The organism is Aerococcus sp. HMSC062A02 (assembly GCF_001809535.1).
Taxonomy (GTDB): domain Bacteria; phylum Bacillota; class Bacilli; order Lactobacillales; family Aerococcaceae; genus Aerococcus.
This window is the reverse complement of sequence record NZ_KV797928.1, coordinates 1-22395: the sequence shown is the minus strand read 5'-3', so window position 1 is coordinate 22395 and position 22395 is coordinate 1. Positions and strand designations below refer to the sequence as shown.

At 49.1% G+C, this 22395-nt stretch carries 19 protein-coding genes; 3 read left to right on the top strand and 16 right to left on the bottom strand.

All coding sequences use genetic code 11. The features are described 5' to 3' along the window. Positions 1-30: 30 nt before the first annotated feature. The 7 genes from tilS to pth form a co-directional block, all read right to left on the bottom strand. Positions 31-1410, bottom strand: coding sequence for a tRNA lysidine(34) synthetase TilS (gene tilS / locus HMPREF2626_RS05400; protein WP_070618495.1), 1380 nt, complete (start codon positions 1408-1410; stop codon positions 31-33). Between the two features lie 70 nt (positions 1411-1480). Next, entirely contained in the window at positions 1481-1924 is a 444-nt protein-coding gene (locus HMPREF2626_RS05395; protein WP_067973116.1) for a S1 domain-containing RNA-binding protein, read from the bottom strand. Positions 1925-1955: 31 nt separating this feature from the next. Further along, the gene (locus HMPREF2626_RS05390; protein ID WP_067973118.1) at positions 1956-2411 is read right to left on the bottom strand and encodes an FtsB family cell division protein; all 456 of its coding nucleotides are present in this window, start codon (positions 2409-2411) and stop codon (positions 1956-1958) included. A gap of 136 nt (positions 2412-2547) precedes the next feature. Beyond that, on the bottom strand, positions 2548-2826 hold the full coding sequence (locus HMPREF2626_RS05385; protein ID WP_070618492.1) for an RNA-binding S4 domain-containing protein: 279 nt from the start codon (positions 2824-2826) through the stop codon (positions 2548-2550). A gap of 12 nt (positions 2827-2838) precedes the next feature. Continuing rightward, positions 2839-4461 carry a polysaccharide biosynthesis protein gene (locus HMPREF2626_RS05380; protein WP_070618489.1) on the bottom strand — a complete coding sequence of 541 codons (1623 nt, stop codon included), beginning with the start codon at positions 4459-4461 and terminating at the stop codon, positions 2839-2841. A 9-nt stretch (positions 4462-4470) separates the two neighbouring features. Further along, positions 4471-8010, bottom strand: a complete 3540-nt coding sequence (mfd, locus tag HMPREF2626_RS05375; protein ID WP_246818930.1) for a transcription-repair coupling factor — start codon at positions 8008-8010, stop codon at positions 4471-4473. A 15-nt stretch (positions 8011-8025) separates the two neighbouring features. Continuing rightward, positions 8026-8589, bottom strand: coding sequence for an aminoacyl-tRNA hydrolase (gene pth / locus HMPREF2626_RS05370; protein ID WP_070618486.1), 564 nt, complete (start codon positions 8587-8589; stop codon positions 8026-8028). 416 nt (positions 8590-9005) lie between these two features. Here pth and HMPREF2626_RS05365 point away from each other — a divergent pair, with 416 nt between their 5' ends. Further along, positions 9006-9968, top strand: coding sequence for an L-lactate dehydrogenase (locus tag HMPREF2626_RS05365; RefSeq protein WP_070618483.1), 963 nt, complete (start codon positions 9006-9008; stop codon positions 9966-9968). Between the two features lie 147 nt (positions 9969-10115). Here the strand turns inward: HMPREF2626_RS05365 and HMPREF2626_RS05360 are convergent, their stop codons facing one another. From HMPREF2626_RS05360 to HMPREF2626_RS05340, 5 genes are all read right to left on the bottom strand, one after another. Next, positions 10116-11054 (bottom strand): AEC family transporter, encoded by a 939-nt coding sequence (locus HMPREF2626_RS05360; protein ID WP_070618480.1) that lies wholly within the window; start codon positions 11052-11054, stop codon positions 10116-10118. A 199-nt stretch (positions 11055-11253) separates the two neighbouring features. Then, positions 11254-12252, bottom strand: a complete 999-nt coding sequence (locus tag HMPREF2626_RS05355) for a ribose-phosphate diphosphokinase (protein WP_070618477.1) — start codon at positions 12250-12252, stop codon at positions 11254-11256. A 71-nt stretch (positions 12253-12323) separates the two neighbouring features. Continuing rightward, entirely contained in the window at positions 12324-13706 is a 1383-nt protein-coding gene (gene glmU, locus HMPREF2626_RS05350) for a bifunctional UDP-N-acetylglucosamine diphosphorylase/glucosamine-1-phosphate N-acetyltransferase GlmU (RefSeq protein WP_070618474.1), read from the bottom strand. Between the two features lie 13 nt (positions 13707-13719). Further along, positions 13720-14961, bottom strand: coding sequence for a DEAD/DEAH box helicase (locus tag HMPREF2626_RS05345; protein WP_070618472.1), 1242 nt, complete (start codon positions 14959-14961; stop codon positions 13720-13722). A gap of 15 nt (positions 14962-14976) precedes the next feature. Next, the gene (locus HMPREF2626_RS05340) at positions 14977-16134 is read right to left on the bottom strand and encodes a metallophosphoesterase (protein WP_070618469.1); all 1158 of its coding nucleotides are present in this window, start codon (positions 16132-16134) and stop codon (positions 14977-14979) included. Between the two features lie 218 nt (positions 16135-16352). Between HMPREF2626_RS05340 and uvrC the strand changes: the two genes are divergently transcribed. Beyond that, the gene (gene uvrC, locus HMPREF2626_RS05335) at positions 16353-18182 is read left to right on the top strand and encodes an excinuclease ABC subunit UvrC (protein WP_070618465.1); all 1830 of its coding nucleotides are present in this window, start codon (positions 16353-16355) and stop codon (positions 18180-18182) included. A gap of 522 nt (positions 18183-18704) precedes the next feature. Here uvrC and HMPREF2626_RS05330 read toward each other — a convergent pair. The 4 genes from HMPREF2626_RS05330 to HMPREF2626_RS05315 form a co-directional block, all read right to left on the bottom strand. Then, positions 18705-20108 (bottom strand): hypothetical protein, encoded by a 1404-nt coding sequence (locus tag HMPREF2626_RS05330; protein WP_141744591.1) that lies wholly within the window; start codon positions 20106-20108, stop codon positions 18705-18707. 66 nt (positions 20109-20174) lie between these two features. Then, the gene (locus HMPREF2626_RS05325; RefSeq protein ID WP_070618459.1) at positions 20175-20978 is read right to left on the bottom strand and encodes a hypothetical protein; all 804 of its coding nucleotides are present in this window, start codon (positions 20976-20978) and stop codon (positions 20175-20177) included. Beyond that, positions 20965-21273 (bottom strand): barstar family protein, encoded by a 309-nt coding sequence (locus HMPREF2626_RS05320; RefSeq protein ID WP_070618456.1) that lies wholly within the window; start codon positions 21271-21273, stop codon positions 20965-20967. The genes HMPREF2626_RS05325 and HMPREF2626_RS05320 overlap by 14 nt, the downstream gene beginning before the upstream one ends. Before the next feature lies 1 nt (position 21274). After that, positions 21275-21787 (bottom strand): ribonuclease domain-containing protein, encoded by a 513-nt coding sequence (locus HMPREF2626_RS05315; protein WP_070618453.1) that lies wholly within the window; start codon positions 21785-21787, stop codon positions 21275-21277. 155 nt (positions 21788-21942) lie between these two features. On the opposite strand from HMPREF2626_RS05315, the gene HMPREF2626_RS05310 reads away from it, so the two are divergent. Beyond that, a complete protein-coding gene (locus HMPREF2626_RS05310) occupies positions 21943-22317 on the top strand; it encodes a RidA family protein (protein ID WP_070618452.1) in 375 nt (124 codons plus the stop codon). The last annotated feature ends 78 nt before the right edge of the window (positions 22318-22395 follow it).

Here is a 22395-nt window from a genome sequence, read left to right as displayed (position 1 = left end):
ATTGCCGCTTAATTATATAAAATTTAATGCTTATTTTTCAAGAAACAAATGGAAGGGGCTGTTCTCGTGCCGTTCCAGGTAGAGAAAGTTGCCATCTAAGAAGATGGCTAGGATATGTTGGTCGACTAAAGCGACCAGCCAGGCCCGGTCGCGGTCCGCTTGAGGAAGTTTTTGATCAATAAACCAGCGCCGAATTTTCTTATGCTGGCCTTGGCTCAAAAGCAGATAATCTCCAGCCTGACGGTGGCGCACTTGGAGCGAGTCAGGGCTAGCTGATCGAGGGAGGAAGCCGTAGCCGTAATTTTGTACTTTTAGACTGATTTGACTTCCATCTTCCAAAGTTAAAGACTGGCCGATCTTTAGCGGATAAGTCAGGCTGGGACTAGGACTGGGCTTTTCTTGGCCAGCAGGGTAGATGTAAGCTCGCCGGTAGACCTTAGCTAATTGGTAGCCAGCAGGTAAGCTCCACAGACCCTGAGCCTTGCCTTCTAATAAAAAGTCCAGCAACTTCTCTAGGCCCTGGCGCGGGAAAGTAGCCAAGGCTTCCACCCGACTTCCTTGAAAAGCGTACTGCAAGGCCAAAAGACGCTGGTTCCTAGGCAAGCGCTCAAGCTGGTCGATAGCTAACTGCCAGTGGTCCTCTGCCCCTGTCATGAGGCCCCTTGTCTTCGCTTCTAGGGCCTCTTCCATCAATTGCCAACCCGCTCCCAGGTCCTTAGCAAAAGTAGCTAGCTGGTCCTGGACATTAGGATTGAGCTCCTCTAAGGCGGGCAAATAGTCTAAGCGCAGGCGGTTTCTCAGAGCCGCTCGCTCTTGGTTAGACGCGTCTTCCGCATAAGGAATCCCCTCTTCCTGGGCGATGGCATAGAGATCTGCCTTAGGAACATCCAAGAAGGGGCGGAGGACTTGAGCCTTAGGATAGCTATATAGCACGCTGACTGGCCGCATTCCTGCTAGGGCTTGGAGCTGACTGCCTTGGATGAGCCGCATGAGTACCGTCTCCGCCTGGTCATTCATATGGTGGGCAGTCAGCAAATAGGACCAGCCCTTTTGCTCCAAAATTTGGCCAAAATTGGCATAGCGAAAGTGCCGGGCCGCCTCTTCATAAGAAGCTTGACCAAAATCTGGATGGGCCCAGATGCGAACATAGATTGGAATATCCCGGTCCTGGCAGTAGGTCACTAGCGCTTCCTGCTCAGCATCTGACTCAGGACGCAAGCGGTGGTTAATATGAGCCACCGCAAATTTCAATCCCCTTATTTCTCCTAAATACTCAACCACCCGCAGCAAAACCATGGAGTCCACCCCATAAGAAACAGCCAGCAATAAGGGCGCGCCCTCTTCAAAGACTTCCGCCGCCTCCCGTCTAAAAAACGCTTCCACTCGCTCAACCAATTCTTTAAATAACATCACAACCTCCTGCTTTAAAGACGAAAAAAGAGGCTTGAAATTACTTCCTAGGCCTCTTCTCCATCACTTGCTAGCTGCGACGACCCCCACGGCCACCGCGCTTGCCTTCTGTATTCTTCTTCAGTGATGCTAAGCGGTCATCACTGTCTTTCAAGAAATTACTCATCATGGTATCGAAATCCGAACTCCGCGAACTTTGTTGCCGCTTAAAATTAGGGGCGGGTTTGGACCGGCGTGGCTTGTTGTCACGCGCTGCCTTAGGAGCTTTTGCTGGGGCAGAATCTTCCGCCTTCCGCATTGACAAGGCAATCTTACCTGATTGATCAATATTGGTAACGAGGACTTTCACCTCATCCCCTACACTTAAAAAGTCATTAATATTTTTGACATATTCATTTGAAATTTCAGAAATATGTACTAATCCGCTCTTACCGTCTCCAAGGTCAACAAAGGCACCAAAATTTGTAATGCCTGTGACCTTGCCAGTAAGTTTGCTTCCGATTTCAATTGCCATGAACTAATTTCTTTCTCCCTTCAGCTCTTACTTATTGTTTTTGATTTTGTGCATTCTCTTGTTCCTTAAGATAGGCTTTATTGAAGGCTTTAGCTTGCTTGGAATCATTATCTTCAGGCAGGCTAAAGATAATCTCATCGTCCTTGCTTAAGTAGAAGCGGCTGCGGGCTAGCTTAGCCACATAGTCTTCATTCTCAAGCAGGGTCTCCTGGTCCTTCAAGTAAGCCAGATTATTTTCCTCACTGAGCAAGGCAGCCTCCGCTGCCTTCATTTCTTCCTTAACCGAAGCAGTCGCTTGCTGGGTGCGCCGGATCTGGAAGAGACTCGTCAAGCAAATCACTCCCATAATCACTAAGAGCCCCCGCACTAACCACTGGCGGGCAGACTGTTTAGAATGATGGGGACGTTTCTTTGAGGAGCTTTTTGCATAGAGGGGGGTTACTTTTTTATTTCGTTTCTTAGGCCGCACACTGACACCTACCTTCATCACCTAGGATTAAAAGCCGCCTAAATTCCCAGCTCTTATCTATCAGCATCTATTATAGCACAACTTCCATCTGATAGCTTATTAATACAGTATACCTATCTTAAGCCAGAAAGTATAGCGCCATTTTTATTATTTTTTAATAAAATTCGGGTAGGTCGCGCGACTTGAAGTCTTCTTCCAGAATCGTATACATGGAGGTCGCATCTGCTTTGCGGGTTGATTCTTTGAGGTCGTCGACACGGATTTTCAGCGTCTTATTACCAAACTCGATGGTAAGTTCATCCCCAATCTTGAGTTTGGTCCCCGACTTAGCTGGATTCCCATTCACTTGGATCCGCCCCTTGTCGGCAATGTCCTTAGCAACCGTCCGCCGTTTAATCACCCGGGAGACTTTGAGAAACTTGTCTAAACGCATAAGAGCACTCCTTTACTGTGTTTTTCTTACTTTTATCCATTTTAACAGAGCCCGACCTAGAGGCAAGCTTAAAAGCTCCTCTTCACTGAGAACAGCCACTTGGTGCATGTAGACCGCTGTTAGAAGAAGGCCCAGCCCCATACCCAGAAAGACAGCTAGGCTATCCAAGAAACGGCTAGCCCCGAAGACCGCTTCAAAGCTGGTCAGGGCGAAATAATTGATGCTAAGCATGAGCAAGCAGAGAGGCAGGGTCCTTAACAGCAAATCAGCAAGTCCTAGCTTGCACCGAATCTTGGCCTTTAAGAGGCTATAGAGCAAGGTCAGCATGGCAGCTAGGGCTAGTAAGCTCGCCCAGACGGCTCCTTGACTGCCCGCCCAACTTACTAGGAGGGAGTTGACCACCATCTTGAGCGTAATACCTAGGATAAAGCTAAAGGCAACATAGAGGCTCCTCCCCTGGGCCTGGTAGATATTGGCTAAACCCGTCACCAGGCTGGCAAAGATAATCATCAGGACATATTGGGCCAGAACCAGAGACCCTTCCCGATCGCTAAAGAGCAGGTGGTTAAGCTGGGGCATGATGCTCACCAAGCCCGCCGTCACTAAAAGACTAACGAAAGTGGTCAGGCGGAGGTAGAGACGGCTATTCTGGATAAAGGCAGATTCTTGCCGACGGATATAGGATCGGGTCAGGGCCGGTAAATAGGAACTGGAGAAAGCAATAGCAAGGACCATGCCCAGTTGAACGAGGGGCTGGCCTCGATCATAGACCCCCTTAGCCAACTTGGCGCTTAAATCTGACCAACCGCTCCCTATTAGGGCCTCATAGAGGGTGAATGAATCCACCAATTGGAAGAAGACCAAGAGCGAAGCGAAGCAGCACAAGAGCAGGCCTTCGCTGAGAAATTCCTTAATAAGATATGACCAGCGCAGATGGTAGGGCGTCTTTTCCGCCTGCTGCTGGGGCTTGGGCCAAGTAATAAAACGCCGCAAGCTCCGGCTCTGAGCCAAGGCCCAAACTAGGACAAGGCTAGCAGCCAGGGCCGCAAGCCAAGCCCCCTGCATGGCCTGGGCTCCCATTTGGTAATAATTTCTTCCTCCAGCACTCAGGTTGACAAAATGGAAGGCGGCTAAGAGGATCACCCCTACCCGGACTACTTGTTCAATGATCTGGGAGAGAGCGACAGGCAGCATCACTTGGTAGGCTTGGAAACTTCCCCGCAAGATCATCAGCACCGGCATAAAGAGGAACATAAAACTAACCGAGCGGATGACCGGTGTCAAGAGGGAGTCCCCCATGGCCTGGGCCAAGATTCCAGCTCCAAAATAAGTCAGGATAAAACATAGGCCAGCAAAAACCAGCATCATCAGACTGTAACGTTGGACAAAGAGACGCCGCTGACTCAGCTTGGCTTGGAAGGCAATCTGCCGGCCAATAAAATTAGGCAAACCGGACAGGCTAAAGGTCATGCCTATCCCATAGATGGGATAGACTTGCTGGTAAACATAGAAGCCCTCATCGCCCACAATATTTTGGAAGGGTACCCGGTAGACCGCACTCAAAATCTTGGCAATGATACCGGCTAGGGTCAAGAGGAAGGCTCCTTTGGCAATATTTTTCCTTGGGTCTTTCATTTTAGCCTCCTAGCTCTCCTCATCGGACGGGCTATCGATCTGGTCAGCGAGCTGACTCACAAATTGGAGCAAGTAGTCGAGCCATTCTACTGGCTCTAACTTTCCAATCTGTAGGAAGAGGGTAAGTTGGCCTTCCTTGTCTTCTTTCATCTGTAGGCGCATAGGAATCTTATCCAAGGCCTCAAATATCTTAGGTACAGCCGTCTGCTGGTCCAGACTGGCATGGAAGTGTAACTCTACCCCATTATTGCGAGTCTGAATATGGTTGATGCCAACTTTCTTGGCATTGGCCTTGAGCGCACCCACATTCAAGAGGAGTTGGACTTCGAGTGGGGGTTCGCCAAAGCGGTCCATCAATTCTTCGTCCAGGTCCCACATGGCTTCCGTATCTTCTAATAGGTTGATCCGCTTATAGATTTCCAACTTCTGCTTCTCGTCAGCAATATAAGTCGAAGGAATATAGGCATTGATATTCATCTCGAGTTCGACCGGCTCTTCAGCTTGGCTTGGCGCTTGACCCCGCTTCTTAGCCACCGCTTCGCTGAGCATTTGCGAATAGAGGTCGAAACCGACCGAATTCACGAAGCCGTGCTGCTGCTTGCCTAAGAGATTACCGGCGCCCCGGATAGCCAAGTCTCGCATGGCAATCTTGAACCCGCTACCTAAGTCAGTGAAGTCACGCAAGGCTGCCAAGCGTTTCTCAGAGACTTCACTGAGCATCTTGTCCGGCTGGTACATGAAGTAGGCATAGGCTACCCGGTTGCTCCGCCCTACCCGGCCGCGCAATTGGTAGAGGGTTGAGAGCCCCATGCGGTCAGCCGATTCAACGAGGAGAGTATTGACATTAGGAATATCCACGCCTGTCTCAATAATCGTGGTCGTCACGAGGACATCGTAGTCCCCCTCGATAAAGGCCATCAAGACCTCTTCCAGCTGGTTCACCGACATCTGACCATGGGCAATCCCGACCCGGGCTTCTGGCACCAGACCCGAGATAGCCAAGGCCTTCTCTTCGATTTTTTGCACATTATTAAAGAGATAAAAAACTTGACCCGACCGGCCGAGCTCGCGCTCAATGGCTTCGCGGATAGCTTCTGGATTCTGCTCGAGAATATAAGTCTGAACTGGATAGCGGTTGGCTGGTGGCGTCTCAATCACACTCAGGTCGCGGGCGCCTAGAATCGATAAATGGAGGGTCCGTGGAATCGGTGTCGCCGTCAGGGTCAGCACATCTACATTGGCCTTGAGCTGCTTGAGTCGTTCCTTGGCCTTGACCCCGAAGCGCTGTTCCTCATCAACAACGAGGAGGCCCAGATCTAGGAAACTGACATCCTTGGACAAGAGCCGGTGGGTACCAACAACTAGGTTGACCCTGCCAGAAGCGAGGCCCTCAATGGTTTGATCCTGCTGGGCCTTAGTCCTAAAACGACTCAAGAGGGCAATTTCAAAGGGCCAGTCTTGGAAACGTTCCAGGAGCGTTTCATAATGCTGCTGAGCCAGCACGGTAGTAGGTACTAGGAAGGCAGCCTGTTTTCCTTCCATTAGCGCCTTGAAAATAGCCCGCATGGCAACTTCCGTCTTCCCAAAGCCGACATCTCCCACGAGTAAACGGTCCATAGCTTTGGACTTCTCCATATCCGTCTTAATCTCGTCAATGGATCGCAACTGGTCTTCCGTCTCACTGTAAGGAAAGGCAGCTTCAAAGTCTGCTTGTTCCGGGGTATCTGGGCCGAAAGCATAGCCTTCCTGGGCTTCCCGGTTGGCATAGATTTCGATCAGATCATCTGCAATATCCTCGATCTGCCCGCTCACCTTACGCTTGGTCTTGGCCCATTCACTGCCACCCATCTTATTGAGCTTAGGTGTCTTGCCTTCACTAGAGACATATTTTTGTACCAAGTCGATCTGCTCCACAGGCACATGGATAGCCGCCTGGTCAGCATAGACAATGGTCAGATAGTCCCGGTGCGAACCCGCCACTTCAATGGTCTCAATCCCTGTGAATTGCCCAATCCCATGATTGATATGAACGACATAATCGCCCACCTCTAATTGCTGGTAGTTCTTAAGGCGCTCCGCATTCGAGAGCTGCTTGTTAGCTTTAGGGCGTTTCTTCTTCTTGACCTGCTGGTAGATATCTGCCTCCGACACTAGGACCAAACGCTCGTTGACGAACTCAATTCCAGCAGTAAAATTAGCTAAAACTAAGTTCACGGCATCTTCTTGGAGCTGGCCTAAGTCCGAAGACACCACCGCCAGGCCTTCAGCTTGGAGGATTTCCTCTAATTTGCGCCGGCGGTCAGCGGTCGACAGGGCAATGACCACTTGACGCTTGGTCTTCTGCCAGGCCTGGATTTCCATCTTGAGGGCATCCATCTGCTCATAGAATTGAACGACCGGACGGGTTTGGAATTCATGGAGATAGTCAAACTTCATCTGTCCATAGCCCCTCTGGAAGATCCCCAAGTACAAGCACCGCCCCTTGTAGGCCTCTAAACTCTCCTTAAAAGAAGTATAATAAGTGATCTGCGGAGGGAGCTGGCCTTGCTCCGTTTTAGCTTGGAGGAAGGCTGCTGCATTCTCGTCAATACTAACAGCAGATTCTTGGAGGCGGGGATAGTCATCAATTATTAGAAGACTCTTGTCCCCTAAGTAACTGAGCAAGTTATCCTCACTCTCATAGAGGTATTGGCTAAAGTAAGCGGTCAGTTCCGAACTCTCCCCGGTCCGCCATAAGTTGACTTCTTCTGCCATATTTTCCTTGATTTCTTGGACTAGGTCAGCATCCGCCATGCCCTCAACTTCTTGTTTGACTGCTTCTTGGAGCCGGTCCGCTTGGGCCTTCATTTGTTCAGGTTGAAAGAGGAAGTCATCAGCTGGGATGATCTGGACTTGGTCTAGGTCCTCCAGACTTTTCTGATTGTCTGGATCAAAGCTTGAAATCCGTTCCAGTTCATCAAAGGCCAGAGAGAAGCGGACGGGTTGGTCCCGGTCAAGAGGAAAGCAATCCACAATATCTCCCCGTAAACTCATCTCACCCGGACTCGCGACAATCGGCCGACGCTTATAGCCCCGCGCTAGGAGGTCCTTGGCTAGTTGGGGGGCAGGCAAGTCGTCCCCCAAGCTTAATTCTAAATGCAGACTATCCCAGAGTTCAGCAGGCATCAGACGCTTCTTCAAAGCAAAAAGCGGGGCAAGAATGATTCCCCCTTCTTCACTTTCTCTTAAGAATTTCATCACGGCCAAGCGGTCAGCCAAGGCTTCTGGACTGGCTACAGCTAGGTCGGCTGCCACACTCTCTGCGCTATTAAAGAGATAGAGCCGGTCTTCGGGAATGAAATTGGCTAAATCATCCAAATAGCGTTCAGCTTCAAGTAAATTATTAGTCACAATTAAATATTTTTGACCCATCGCCTGCTTGTAGGCAAGTTGGGCGATATAGGCCTTGGATAAACCCTGTAAGCCTAGAAAGAGAACGCTCTGCCCTTCAGCCAGAGCTTGACGGGCATCCGTATCGAGCGCTTCAGTCATATATTGATCTAATTGCAAGAAAACACCTGCTCTCTAATGGTTATACTTGGTCATAGTTTCTTCAAAAGAATGGCCGGCTAGCCAATAATCAATGGCTGCTACCGCCTGGCGAGTGCTCTCGAGCATGGCGGTATGGTCTTCTTTGGGGAAGCTCCCTAAGACATGGTTCACCACACTCACGCCTGCTTGCGGCCGCCCCACGCCTAGTTTCAAACGTTGGACTTGGTCAGTCCCTAAGTGTTGGATAATACTCTTCATCCCATTATGGCCACCAGAACTGCCCTTGCGCCGCATACGCAAGCGACCCACATCCATATCCATATCATCATAGACCACTAGGAGGTCCTCTAATTCAATATCGAAATAATTCACAAAGCCAATCAAACTCTCGCCCGATAGGTTCATAAAAGTCTGTGGCTTGACAAAGAAAACCTTCTCCCCTTGGATACGGTATTCCACATATTTGCCCTTGAATTTCTCCTGGTCAAAGGTCAGATGGTGCTGGTAAGCCCATTCATCCAAAGTAATAAAACCAATATTGTGGCGGGATCGTTCATATTTAGGGCCTGGATTCCCCAAACCTGCTACTAATTTCATCGTCATACTCCTTTATTTAAGGGCGGAGCCCTTCTCTACTAAGCATCCTATACTGCTGCTCTGATTGCGAAGCGCAAGTAGCTTCTACTCATACTTATTGTACCTTAGACCCCCAGCGCAAACAAGTTCTCAGCTTGCAGTTAAGCTAGTACCAAGCCTATCTTTTAAGGCTTAAACTTTATCTATCATAATTGTAAAAACAATCACAATTATCTATCAAATACATTTTTTGTATTTACTTCATCCCCTTTTATTTCTTTCCTTTTTTGTTAAATCACATATGATAACGCTTGCTGTTTTTTTATAACTTCGTTTATCATTTCACAATTTCTAGGAAAGCATTGAAATCCCCCTAGCTAATCACTATAATTGCTAGTATAAGCATATTGATAGAATAGAAATGAGAGGTCTTATTGATGGCAAAAGATAAAACACATAAAATTATTTTAATTGGTGATGGTGCAGTTGGCTCTAGCTTCGCTTTCTCCACTGTATTGCAAGGCATCGGCCACGAACTTGGAATCATTGATATTAATAAAAAACGTGTGATTGGTGACGTCGAAGACTTAAAAGACGCCCTAGTTTATTCTAGCCCTAAAAAGATTTTTGCTGCTGAATATAGCGATTGTAAAGATGCCGACATCGTGGTTCTCTGCGCAGGCATGGCTCAAAAAGAAGGTGAAACTCGTCTCGACCTTGTCAGCAAGAACTTGGTAATCTTCAAAGACATGGTTGATCAAGTTGTCGCTAGTGGTTTCGACGGGATCTTCCTGGTAGCCACCAACCCTGTGGACATCCTGACCTATGCCACATGGAAATTCTCTGGCTTCCCATCTTCCCGGGTTATCGGTTCAGGGACTGCCCTCGACAGCGCTCGTTTCCGCCAAGAAATTGGTGCTTTAACCAATGTGGACTCCCGTAGTGTCCACGCTCTCATCATGGGGGAACACGGCGACAGCGAATTTGCCGTATGGTCTCACGCTAATATTGGGGGACTCCCAATGGAAGACTGGGTTAAGGTTCACCCCGAAATCAATGAAGAACGCTTGACAGAAATCTATTACGATGTTCGTGATAAAGCTTACCACATTATCGAAAACAAGGGAGCAACATTCTACGGTATCGCCGCTTCCCTAGCCCGGATCGTGAAGGCTATCCTAAACAACGAAGGGGCAATTCTCCCTATCTCTGTTTACCTCGATGGTGAGTACAACCAAGAGGACATCTATATCGGTGCCCCTGCTGTCCTAACCAGTGAAGGTGTTCGTAGCGTCATCGAATTACCACTCAGCGACCACGAACAAAACTTAATGGACAAGTCTGCCGGTCAAATGAAAGAAGTCATTGATTCAGCCTTTGCTGAATTAGAAAACAAATAAGCTCTCTAAGTCCATAAAAATTGCCGTCCCAGCTAACGCTCATGCGCTAGCTGGGACGGCTTTTTTGACTTCAAATATATTGCTTAGCGATCACTCCGATTTTAAAATGACCGGTTTTTATATCGAACTTTTGTCACACTGACCTTCTTAGAAGAGAGCTAGGCTCTTCAAAAGCCAGATCCAAAAGACCAAGGTAAACATGGCAAAGCAAGTGGTGAAAACGACAATCTGATTGGCCAAATCTTCATCGCCCCCTGCCATCACGGCTTGGGCATAGGACGAAACGGCGGTCGGTCCAGCGGTCGCAATCAAGACACTGATAATATTATCATCACGAAGGCCAAAGAGGACAGCCAAGCTCAGAGCAATAGCTGGATTCACCAACAGTTTATTGATCACCGTGAAGTAGAGCGACCAATCGGCATCTTTAATCTTATCAAATTTAAAGAGACTGCCCATCACGGTGAGGGCCAAGGGTGAGGTCATAGCACTCAGATTATCGAAAGCCACTTCCACAGACCGGGGCAAGCGCAAACCGAGGGCAGCTACCACAATCCCCGAAGCCGTAGCGATCACCATGGGATTGCTGATGATTTTGTGCATCAAGTCCTTGAAGGAGAAATCTTCATCCGTATAAATGGACAGGGCAATTACCGACAGGATATTATTCACCGGCACGATAATCGCTAGGGCGATACTGACCATGCCCAAGTTTTCTTTGCCGAGCAGGGCTGTTCCCAGGGGTAAGCCGAAAAGAATGGCGTTCGAACGAATAGATCCTTGGAGCATCACTCCCCGGCGGTCATTACGTTTCTGAAAAATGGGAATAATCAGGGCATAGACAATAAAAATTGCAATCGCATAGATAATCACAAAGGCCAAGGTCCGCGGATTAAAGTTCTTATCCAGATCCATGTGGTAGACATTGTTAAATAAGTTCAAGGGCAGGAAAAAGGCAAAGAGTGCCTTATTCATCTCGCTAAGGGACTTGCGGGACATCCAACCAATGCGGTGGATCAGCTGTCCGATCAAGATATAGAGCAGGACAGGCATTACCGCATTGAAGCCAATCATAAAATTCGTCATTCATCCATTCCTCACTTTCTGATAAAAGTATTCAAGCATAAATCCCTCCTGCCGTCAACCGTTCGAGCAAGAGACTGGCTCAGCCTTTTGACTCTCCTGGTCCGAAGCTCCAGATAAAGCTGAATGAGATGATCGCCTATACTAAAAAATTAAACACTAAAAAAGACTGGAAACTCGTTCCAGCCTTAATTCTTTTCTTCTAGTCGGCGTTATGGCCATTGTCCATGCCCTTGAATTCTTCAACAAATAAAGGACTTACCGAACGCTTGTCGTGGATACGGAGGATAGCTTCTGCAATCAGTTCAGAAACGGTTACTTGCTTGATCTTATCGATTCGTTTTTCTTCTGGCAGGTAGATGGAGTCTGTAACTACAACTTCTGAGATGTTGGACTTAGCCAGACGTTCAACTGCTGGACCTGAAAGAACAGGGTGAGTACAGCAAACCGCTACCGAAACAGCGCCTGCTTCGCCCAAGGCTTTAGCCGCTGCCGTAATTGTCCCTGCAGTATCGATCATATCGTCAATGATCAGAGCGTGCTTGCCTTCAACATTACCGACAATATTCATCACTTCTGCCACGTTGGCTTTAGGTCGACGTTTGTCAATAATAGCAATTGGCGCCTTCAAGAACTCTGCCAATTTACGTGCCCGGGTCACCCCACCATGGTCTGGTGAAACCACCACAACATCTTCTAAGCTATAGTCTGGGTTTTCAATGAAGTAGTTAGCCAGAAGAGGAGAACCAAGCAGGTGGTCCACTGGAATATCGAAGAAACCTTGGATTTGGGCAGCGTGCAAGTCAAGGGCTACCACTCGGTCAGCACCAGTCTTTTCAATCATATTAGAAACAAGCTTAGCTGTGATGGGTTCACGCGGTTTGGCTTTACGGTCTTGACGGGCATAGCCGAAGTAAGGAATGACAACTGTAATCGTCGCCGCACTCGCCCGGCGGCAGGCATCAATCATAATTAAGAGTTCCATGAGGTGGTCGTTAACAGGTTCTGATGTTGATTGAACAATATAAACATCATCCCCACGAATTGATTCATCGATACTGATATAGATTTCGCCGTCGCTAAAGTGGGTAACAGAACATTCCCCTAGTTCAGTATCCATAGCTTTAGCGATCTTTTCAGCTAATTCTGGGTTCGAATTGAGAGAAAACACCTTAAGATTATTCGGCTTATGTTGAGACATTTCCTGATATTCCTCCTACTATTGGTCATTTAAAATTTGCTACACACATATCTTAACATATTTTTTACAAACTAGTGATTCTTTTTGCCAATTGCCAGCTTATCCCAATAGTTTTCTTTATTAGACTGCCGAGCCCGGGCAATGGCTAAGCTCTTTTCCGGCACATCATCGGTAATGGTAGACCCTGCTGCTAGGAAGGTATTGGCAGCAACTTGGACGGGGGCTACGATATTCACATTGGAGCCAATAAAGCTATGGTCACCGACCACCGACCGGGCCTTGTTGACTCCATCATAGTTACAGAAAATAACGCCACAGCTAACATTAATATCAGCACCCAGGTCGGCATCACCAATATAGGTCAAGTGGCCAACCTTGGTCCCTTGGCCGATGGTCGCGTTCTTCACTTCAACATAGTTGCCAATGTGAACATGGCTAGCCAGCTTAGCCTTGGGGCGGAGGTGGGCATGAGGTCCGATATCTGAATTTGAGCCAACTTCAGCTTCTTCAATTTCTGAAGACCGGATCTTAACCCCATCACCGATCTGGCTATCGCGAATACAGGTCTGGCTACCGATCACACAATCGTGACCAATGCTCGTTTGCCCCTTCAATTGAACATTCGCTTCAATCAAGGTATCGCTAGCTATCGATACCCCTGCTTCAATATAGACCGTGCTCGGATCAACGAAGCTGACCCCTTGGCGCATAAAGTGCTCATTTTGTCGTTTAAAGAAGAGACGGTTAGCTTCCGCCAAGGCCAGGCGGTCATTAACACCTAGCGCCTCTGACATATCGGAAATCTGGTAGGCAGCAATATGCTGGCCCCGGTCTTTGAGCAATTCGAGAACATCTGGCAAGTAATACTCACCCTGGGCATTGTCATTGTTCACTTCATGGAGCATCTTGAAAAGCCATTGGTTGTCGAAAACATAGGTCCCTGTGTTAATTTCTTGGACTTGGCGTTCTTCCTCTGTGGCATCCTTCTCTTCGACACTGCAGTCTACCGACCCATCAGCTCGGCGGATAATTCGTCCATAGCCATAAGGATTATCGGCATGGGCTGTGAGGATAGTTGCCTTAGCGCCTTCCGCTTCATGGTAGTCAACTAGCGCTTCAAAAGTCTCAGCGCGGATTAAAGGAGTGTCCCCGGCTACGACCAAGGTAAGGCCTTCCTTATCAGCTAATAGGGATTCTGCCTGCATGACCGCATGAGCCGTTCCCAATTGTTCTTCTTGTAAGCAGTAGAGGGACCGGTCACCGAGGCGTTCCTTCACCTGGTCTGCCCCATGACCAACTACGGTAATCTTCTCATCAAAGCCTGCCTGGCTGATATTATCCACCACATGTTCTACCATGGACTTACCAGCGACCGGGTGCAAGACCTTGTAGAGCTTGGACTTCATCCGTGTTCCCTTACCTGCTGCTAGGATAATTGCAAATTTCTTTCCCATAGTTCCCTCCAGTTTACTTCTTCTGGCGACGTGCGCCCTTATTCTTCTGTTGGCGCTTGCGCTTTTTATTTTTGTTTTTTGATTTCTGTGTTTGCGATTGGCCCCGCTTAGATTTGCTTGTCCCTTGGTCGCGGTGGACAGGGGCTTCTTTGCTGACTTGCCCCTGGCTGAGAAAGACTTCTTCCAGCTTGGCTTGGTCGGGGACCTGCTTCTTAAGCTCGCGTAAGCTGCGATCAGTCACAAAGCTTAGAACACTTCCCTCAGCTCCCATCCGGCCAGTCCGTCCGCTGCGATGGGTATAAGTGGCCTGGTCTTCTGCCTGGTCATACTGAATCACATAGGGCAAATCTGGAATATCCATTCCCCGTGCCGCCACATCCGTGGTTAAGAGATAGACATAGCGCCCCTGACGGAAGCCTTGCAGGGCATTTTGCCGGTCCTGGCTGGTCATCTCACTATGGAGAACAGCCACCGGCACCTGGCGATAGGTCAACTTCTCCTTGAGCCGGTCAAGTTCGGCAATACTCCGGACAAAAACCAAGGCCTGCATCCCCTCCACCTGGGCCAAGCGTCGCAGGGCATCATCCCGCTTACGGCTGGATACTTGCAAGTAGAGGTGTTGACGCTTAGCCGTCAACGCTTGGGAGGCCTGGCTGCAATCGAGGAAGAAAACCTCTTCGCGCAATCCTTCGAACTGGGCCCAAGCTTCCGCATTAGCCGTTGCTGAAAAGGCAGCCAGACTTACCGATTGTTGGAGCCGGTCGATGAAGGCTTGGGTCGTTGCTGCTTGCTCCTGGCTAAAGAGGCGGTCGCACTCATCCAAGACCAGGCGCTTCACTTGGTGGAGCTTGAGCTTGCGGCTCTGAGCCAGTTCATTTAAGCGGCCAGCGGTCCCAATCACCAGCTCTGGTTTTCCTTTTAATTTTTCAATTTGACGTTTAATATTTGCCCCGCCAACTAAGGACTGGACTTTGATTCCCTTCGCCTTGGCCCAATGCCTAGCCACGTCCGCAATCTGGGCGGCAAGGTCCTGGGAAGGGGCAAGAATCACAGCTTGCACTTGCCCATTGGTCTCAAGTTTCTCTAATAGTGGTAAGAGATAGGCCAGGGTTTTACCCGTCCCAGTAGGAGATACCATATAAAAATTTTCTCCCGCAAGCATGGGCTCCCAGGCTGCCTTTTGCACCTCGGTAGGCGCTTGGAAGCCGGCTGCTTCCACTAAGTCACGGACTTCTTCTGATAAATTATTCCACACAAGTCTTGCTCCTCGCTAATTGTCTTCTTCAAGGTCTGGCAGGGGCCGAATCGGACTAGCAGGATGGCTGGGATCGACTGCTAAGGGCAGGTCCTCAGCCCCTACTTTCTCTTCCGGTAAAGGCTCTAACAGATAGTCTCCACCCTGGTCCTGGATGAGGACATGGTCAGGCTGGCTGTAGTGTTGGCTAGGCCGGTCATCATAAACCGTAATCCCTTCGCTTAAGTTTTCCTGTCTATCTGGGCCAGGCTGGCTATGTTCTGACTGGTCCGCCTTCTCCCCTAGATCTCGGGCCCAATCCTTGAGCTGATCCTCGCGTGAGGCCGTCAATTGGACACGGACCAATTCAGGCCGATTGTTCACCCGGACGCCCAGACTGGCTCGACCGATCCCCCGCGAAATCAAGAGAGACTTGTACGGGTTACCGGGCAGGCGGAAGATACCCTCCGTATACTTAGGCAGGTAGCCCTGGCTTGGTGCATAGAGACCGCCCAGCGGTCCTAAATGGATGCTGCCCCCAGTAGCCAAGCCTGAGAGGACCAGGTCTGGTGACTTACTGAGATCTTCATGGTAGCGCAGGAAAGCTTCCGGATGGCTGGCCAACAAAATCTTAACCTGCTGGGTCTGCTTAGGCGTCAAGTCCACATGGCGTAAGGCGTCTCCTTTGAGGAAAGAGCGGTTGCCCTTCTCCATAAGGCCCATGATGGTAATAGCCTGGCCTTTATAGGTCAAGTCGACGGCTTGGTCGTGCAAGAATTGGACGCCATATTCGCGGAAGAGCCGCTCCATTTGGGGTGCCTGGGGATGTTTTAATTCGTTAGGGCCATAAACCGCAAAGGTCGGTGCAAGGGCTGTCAGTTCACGGGCAAAGGCTGCGAGCTCAGTCAAGTTAAGCGTTCCTTCTTGGTTGAGGATATTCCCCGTCAGCGCAATCATATCCACCTGGCTAGCCTTGGTCTGCTTCAAGAGATCTTTTAGGTCTACCCGGTGCTTAGGGAAGTTCAAATCAGATAGGACGGCAATGGTAAAACCATCCAAGGCCCCCGCATAACGCGGACTCTCTAAGAGATAGTCTTGGCGTTTTAAGCGGTAATTTTGGACATAGCCGTAGAGGGCGAGGGCCGCTAAACAGCCTCCCCGCCAAAGCAATTTTTTGAAATGGGATTGAGTCATATGAAGGCCTCCTCATTCTGTTGCCCCTTGACAGTTCACTCGGGGCTCTTCAAGTCATTTACTCCTATTTTATCATAATGTAGCAAGCTTTGAGAAATTTTGACTGAGTCCAAAGAAAATTTAAAGGATAAGGACTTAAGGGTCAATTCCTTATCGCTTTCCAGACCAACGTGTTATAATAAAGAATTGAATTCAACAAGCTAGAAAGGAGCCTTTTTATGGCGAGCGAATTAATTGAAAATAAATTAAAATTACTGCCTAACGATCCTGGCTGCTATATTATGCGGGACCGCAACAACCATATTATCTATATTGGCAAGGCAAAAAATCTTAAAAACCGGGTTCGCTCCTATTTCAAGAGCTCTCACACCGGAAAGACGGCCCAATTAGTCAGTGAAATCCATGATTTTGAAATTATCATCACAACCACCGATAAGGAAAGCCTGCTCTTAGAGATCAACCTGATCCAAAAATACCAGCCCCATTACAATATCAAGCTCAAGCAGGGCACCATGTACCCCTATCTGAAGATCACCAATGAAAAAGATCCCCAATTAATCATCAGTTCCGTAGTTGAAAATGACGGCGGCCACTACTTCGGCCCCTATCCCAATGTCAATGCCGCCAATGCCACCCGCGACCTCCTGCAGAAGACCTATCCTTTGCGACGCTGCGGTAAAAACGAAAAGCGGGCCTGCTTCTACTACCACCTGGGCCAGTGCATCGGCTGCTGTGACCACCCTGTCAGTAAAGAAACTTATGATAAGCAGATCAGAAACATTACCCGCTTCCTAAATGGCAATGTCAAAAAGATTAAAAATGATCTGAAAAAGAAAATGGCCCAGGCAGCGGAAAACATGCACTACGAGCGAGCCGCCGACTACCGGGACCAAATCCACTACATCGAGCAGACCGTTGAACCCCAGAATGTCATGAGCAAGCAATACAACAACCGAGACGTTTTCGCCTTCTACATGGATAAGGGCTGGATCAGCATCCAAACCTTCATGCTCCGCCAGTTCTCCATTATCAAGCGGGACTCGGCCCTCTTCCCCTGCTACACAGAACCCGAAGAGGAACTGACTTCTTATATCGTCCAGTTCTACCAAGATAAGAACCACACCCTGCCCAAAGAAATCCTGGTGCCCAAGGGTCTGGACAACCGCTTATTAGAAGAAACCCTAGACATTTCCGTGGCCACCCCCCAGCGCGGAGACAAGCGCAAGATGCTCGACTTGGCCAAGTCCAATGCCGAACTCGCCCACCAACAAAAATTCCGCCTCCTAGCCATGAACGAACAAAAAACAACAGGGGCCGTCGAAGAACTCAGCCAGGCCCTCAAGCTGCCCTACTTGCGGGTCATTGAAAGCTTCGACCACTCCAACCACCAAGGGGCAGATAATGTGTCGGGGATGGTCTGCTATGAAGATGGCAAGCCCAACAAGAAGAAGTACCGGAAGTACCGGATCAAAGGCTTCGAAGGTGCTGACGAATATGCTTCCAGCCAAGAGGTCATCCGCCGCCGCTATTCGCGCTTGCTCAAGGAAGGCCAACCCCTGCCCAATATTATTCTCATGGATGGGGGCATTATTGAAGTCAATGCTGCCCGCGATGTCCTGGATAACGAACTCGGCTTAGAGGACCTCCCCGTGGCCGGTATGGTTAAGGACGACAAGCACCGGACGGCCCACCTGATCTATGGCCAGCCCCCTGAAATTGTGGACCTGGATCCTAAGTCCCAAGCCTTCCACCTGATCCAACGCATCCAAACCGAGGTCGACCGCTATGCCAAGAGCTTCCACCGCAATGTCCACAGTAAGAACTCCTTCACCTCCCGCCTGGATGCCATCAAAGGCGTCGGCCCCAAGACACGGACCAAGGTCATGCGCCACTTCAAGACCCTGAAGAAGATCCGCGCCGCCAGCCCAGAAGACATCCAGCAACTCTCCATCCCCGCCCAAGTCGCCCTAGAAATCCACAAAGCCGCCTGGGAAGGCCTGCCGGATAATCCTTATCAAAGCGAAACACAAGTTAAAAAATCCGAATAAAAACAAAAAAAGCCTCCGCCCACTGCATCTCTTAAGATTGGCAGTTGGGCGGAGGCTTTTTTTTTGAATGAGCTACTGTCTTATTTATGAAATGCCTGAAATTCTTTCTTGGTTAAAGGCTTTATTTTCAATTTCATCGACCAGGTCAAGGGCATAGTCAGCAAGTATAGGTCACTTGTAATTAAAAAATGGTTGTTATAACAGTTTATTTGTGAGCAGGAGTGGAGCTTTGAAGTTGGTCCTTAGCCATGAATAAGCAAGCGATGTGAATTACGTATAGTAGGCGTCAGCCGTACTAGACGTTTGAAGCTCGCTAGGTGAGAGACCTTGGCTCGAACCGATGCTGCTTTAGCCGTTGGAGCGCTAGCGACTTACGGATAAAGTACAAAACGACGAAAGCCGTTCTTGACCCTCTAAAATTCAAGGACCAAATTCAAAAGCGGAACGGATGCTCACCAATACAATGTCATAAAGAAAACTATGCTTTTAACTTAAGACTGATTAATCCTTAAAGCCGCTTGCCTAGTCCTTGGACGATTTATCATCCGACTGGTCCACATAGAGGGTCGGATTATCACGCAATTGGGTCTTCTCGTCGTAGGTCAAGTCATCTTCAGGATCAAAGATAGCCTGGGGCTCTTCATCCTTCCCGCGAATATCATCGGAGAAAGATTGGTCCATGTGGTCAAAGAGTTCAGGATCATGTTGGGGATCCACCACTTGGGTCGTCTCAGGCAGGTCATCTTCTACTGTGCCAGGATCTGCATCTAGGCTTGGCTCTGCTTCGGTAAAGACTGCTGCAGCCCCCGCACGTTCACTTGGACTCAGGTCTTCTTCGCTCGCTTCGTCCACCTTCAGCTCATCTGGGACAGCGAAGGCCATGGTTTCTTCAGGCACTTGGGGACGGTCCTCTTGTTGGTAAATCTCCGTCTCGCTGCCTTGCCCCCAAGTTGTGAGATTTAATTCAGGGAAAGCTTCATTCAACTCCAAGCGGTATTGCTTAATATAGTTCCGGTAGAATACAGCCGTTGCGGTGAAGGCACGGAGGCCAAAGACCACATAAACAACCACCAAAATAAAGGTAATCACCCCTGCCAGGAGACCAAAGAGCCCCGCATCGAGATTGAAGAGCAAGCTCGTTGCCATCAGCACGAGGCCAAAGAGGAAGGCCAAGAGATAGGGAACCACCATATAGAAGAAGTGGATACGGAAAAGTTTGAACTTATTCCCCCGCATCATCTGCCGGCTAATCCCCAAGAGTGCTGAGGCTGAAGCCGTTTCACTATCGTAGGGCAGGAAGGGGCTAAAGGCAAAGCCATAGATAAAGACCAAATAAATCAAAGTCAGAACCAGCCATAGAGCGAAGCTAATCCCTGCTAAGATCAAGAGGCGCGTGTCCCCTGCCAGAAGTCCCTGGGTCAATTCTTGACCTGCTGCCAGATCGGGCATTTGGGCAGTCAGGCTCCAAGCTTGATTAGGCAAGAAATTATAGCTGGTCAAGCCAAAGAGGACACCTGACACCAAGCTCAGCAAGAGACTAACCAAAGCTAAAAGTAGCTCAAAGAAAATATAGGCAAGAACATTCCGTCCTGGCCGCCGTCTAAAAGGACGGAAGATCGTCTTGATCTGGTAGCGGCCGGTATCCACCATCTCCAAGAAAGACCAAGGAAAGCCGAATACCATCATTTGAATAATGACATATAAATAAATTAAAACAATAACAAGGCCCACAAGTCCTAGGAGCCATCCAGCCGCTTCTTGCTGGCTCAGATAAATCAGGCCTGTTGTCCCGAGAATCCCCATGGCACTGAGAATAATCACAGCTAAGACAAAGGCTAGGATAATTTGCCAGCTGTTACCTCTCTGGGCGTAGCCAGCCTGCTCGCGAATATCACGGTTCGCGACACTCAATTTGTATTTCATCATCTTCTCCTCCATTCACTAGGCATCTTCTTTCCTATTATACCGCATCTCGCGCCCTCTTGTAAAAAGTTAAAGGGCCGCTTCTTCACGCGCCAGCTGCAAAACTAGGGCCGCGGCCGTATCCCGCTCCCAAGCAAAGCGACCATTCTGCAAATGATAATCAATATTCTGCCGGCTGGTTTGGGCGATTCGAGCGATAGAAGCTGCATAACCTTTCTTAAAGAAGCCTGTCACATAATAGTGTGACCGGCCCAGTTCTTCATGGATATCACGGTAGCGAACAGCTTTAGGAGCGGAGAGGTCAAGTGTCTGGTAAGCCGCTAATTTCTCATCTTGAGCGAGATACTTGTTTTTGGCTTGCCAGATGCGCTGGATGCCCCGCACCAAATGCTCTTCTTCCTGCATATCTTCTGCCAGGTAGAGGGGATAGTGGAGTTCATAAAGTAAGGTCAACAAGGCTTGAATTTCCGACTGCTTGGCCTTGAGGTCTGCCCAGTGAAGAAGCTGGGTATTGACAATGGCGTCTTCCAAGAAATCCGCATTATAGAGGACCGTCGACGAAGCAAAAAGCTGGCTCTGTTCCAAAACCGTTTGGGCGTAGGATCGTGCGCGCTCCTGGTCCAAGGACAGGTCTTCTGTCACACTCGCCAGGCCGATCCCCCCATCCACACGCAGGGGAAAAAGCAGCTGGTTAAAAATCCGGTAGGCCAAAAAAGCAGCGGCAGAGTGTTTGAATACTAGGTCTCCCGACTGTGGGCTCGCAAGCAGGCCTGGTTTAAACCATTCGCGGACAAAAGCCTGGGCCGTGAGCCAGAGCGGGTCATTTATAGACAAATCCCCGCAAGCTAATTGTAAGACACTAATGCTTGGCATCATCGTTCTCCTCCCAAGTTAAGTCCAAGGCCCAGTCTCTTGCAGCTTCAAGCAATACCCGCCGCCACCGCTTAGCCCAGCGCCCTTCCCGTGCTTGGAGGTCAGCATAATGGCTGACAACAATTTCTTGGCCTGGAGGCAGCTGGCTCAGGACATCATACAAGGCATCGAGATTATAGGAGGCTTGGGTCGGTCTCCCGGCCAAGATCTGCTCGTAAAGATAGGCATAAGCCTCAGCTGATTTCGCTAAGTGTCGGCAGTCAATCTGGATTGGATCATGTCCCTGGTCTCGCATCCTAATTCGCCTCCTTTAATGCTTTAAAGCTATCATAGTGGTCCTTGGTGTAGTATATCTTATCCCCATCTTCGGAATAAACCAGGCGCTCTGGCCCCCGCGGCCCACCCTGGTAATTGACATCGGCTTCCCGGTAATCCTCATCTTCCGGCAGCTGTCCCTCATAATTCCCAAAACGATCGCCTCCAATCGATTTGTGGTCGGTGACTTCCCAAAGATTGCCCTCTTCGGGAATCCAGCCGGCCGCCTTGGCTTCAGCCTTGCTGATATAATTCTTAGGCAGGTCACCAAATTGATCGATATAGGCTGCCACCTCTTCCGGACTTGAGTAAGTCTCGCCTTCAACGACGGCTGGAGAAGACTGAGAAGTAGCGCTTGATTGGCTAGTAGCCAGCTCATCCGTCCCCGTCTCTAGACCTCCTTGCCCCAAGTCTTGGCCCGTCCACAACGCTAGACCTAGGACGATCAAGGCGAGCAAGCTTTGCAGTAGTTTATTATTCTTTAATCCCTTCATTCTTATCCTCCATCCTTTTACCCTTATTATAACTGATTTTAGGAAGGGGGTCATGGTTAGGACTTATTTTATACCAGCTGAAACTAGCCATTGCTCATTTTTCTGCTATAATAAGACTAGTTGAAACGCTTTATTTTTGAAAGGAGTTTTCTCATATGAAAAAAGTCATTGAAACTAAGCAAGCACCAGCTGCTATCGGACCTTATTCCCAAGCTGTAGAGATTAACAACAGTCTCTTTGTCTCTGGGCAAATTCCTGTCGACCCAAGCACTGGTGAAATTGCTGAAGATATTGAAAGCCAAGCCAAACAATCCATGACCAACTTGAAGGCTATCATTGAAGAAGCCGGCTACCAAGTGAGCGATATCGTTCGCTGCACCATCTTCTTAACGGATTTGGCTAATTTCCAAGCAGTCAATGAGATCTACGGCTCCTTCCTAGAAGAACCTTTCCCATCAAGAAGCTGTGTCCAAGTCGCCGCCCTACCAAAAGGCGTTCAAATCGAAGTCGACGCCATCGCAGTTAAATAATCAGGGTGTGAGCAAAGGCGGTCAGAAAGGGATAACTGGAGGCAAAAGGGATAAGAGCGGCTCCAGCCGGTCGTTCCC

Excerpts from the sequence above, each read along its gene's own strand:
- tilS (WP_070618495.1), bottom strand. The coding sequence starts at position 1,410 with ATGTTATTTAAAGAATTGGTTGAGCGAGTGGAAGCGTTTTTTAGACGG.
- HMPREF2626_RS05395 (WP_067973116.1), bottom strand. The coding sequence starts at position 1,924 with ATGGCAATTGAAATCGGAAGCAAACTTACTGGCAAGGTCACAGGCATT.
- HMPREF2626_RS05390 (WP_067973118.1), bottom strand. The coding sequence starts at position 2,411 with ATGAAGGTAGGTGTCAGTGTGCGGCCTAAGAAACGAAATAAAAAAGTA.
- HMPREF2626_RS05385 (WP_070618492.1), bottom strand. The coding sequence starts at position 2,826 with ATGCGTTTAGACAAGTTTCTCAAAGTCTCCCGGGTGATTAAACGGCGG.
- HMPREF2626_RS05380 (WP_070618489.1), bottom strand. The coding sequence starts at position 4,461 with ATGAAAGACCCAAGGAAAAATATTGCCAAAGGAGCCTTCCTCTTGACC.
- pth (WP_070618486.1), bottom strand. The coding sequence starts at position 8,589 with ATGAAATTAGTAGCAGGTTTGGGGAATCCAGGCCCTAAATATGAACGA.
- HMPREF2626_RS05365 (WP_070618483.1), top strand. The coding sequence starts at position 9,006 with ATGGCAAAAGATAAAACACATAAAATTATTTTAATTGGTGATGGTGCA.
- HMPREF2626_RS05360 (WP_070618480.1), bottom strand. The coding sequence starts at position 11,054 with ATGACGAATTTTATGATTGGCTTCAATGCGGTAATGCCTGTCCTGCTC.
- HMPREF2626_RS05355 (WP_070618477.1), bottom strand. The coding sequence starts at position 12,252 with ATGTCTCAACATAAGCCGAATAATCTTAAGGTGTTTTCTCTCAATTCG.
- glmU (WP_070618474.1), bottom strand. The coding sequence starts at position 13,706 with ATGGGAAAGAAATTTGCAATTATCCTAGCAGCAGGTAAGGGAACACGG.
- HMPREF2626_RS05340 (WP_070618469.1), bottom strand. The coding sequence starts at position 16,134 with ATGACTCAATCCCATTTCAAAAAATTGCTTTGGCGGGGAGGCTGTTTA.
- uvrC (WP_070618465.1), top strand. The coding sequence starts at position 16,353 with ATGGCGAGCGAATTAATTGAAAATAAATTAAAATTACTGCCTAACGAT.
- HMPREF2626_RS05330 (WP_141744591.1), bottom strand. The coding sequence starts at position 20,108 with ATGATGAAATACAAATTGAGTGTCGCGAACCGTGATATTCGCGAGCAG.
- HMPREF2626_RS05325 (WP_070618459.1), bottom strand. The coding sequence starts at position 20,978 with ATGCCAAGCATTAGTGTCTTACAATTAGCTTGCGGGGATTTGTCTATA.
- HMPREF2626_RS05320 (WP_070618456.1), bottom strand. The coding sequence starts at position 21,273 with ATGCGAGACCAGGGACATGATCCAATCCAGATTGACTGCCGACACTTA.
- HMPREF2626_RS05315 (WP_070618453.1), bottom strand. The coding sequence starts at position 21,787 with ATGAAGGGATTAAAGAATAATAAACTACTGCAAAGCTTGCTCGCCTTG.
- HMPREF2626_RS05310 (WP_070618452.1), top strand. The coding sequence starts at position 21,943 with ATGAAAAAAGTCATTGAAACTAAGCAAGCACCAGCTGCTATCGGACCT.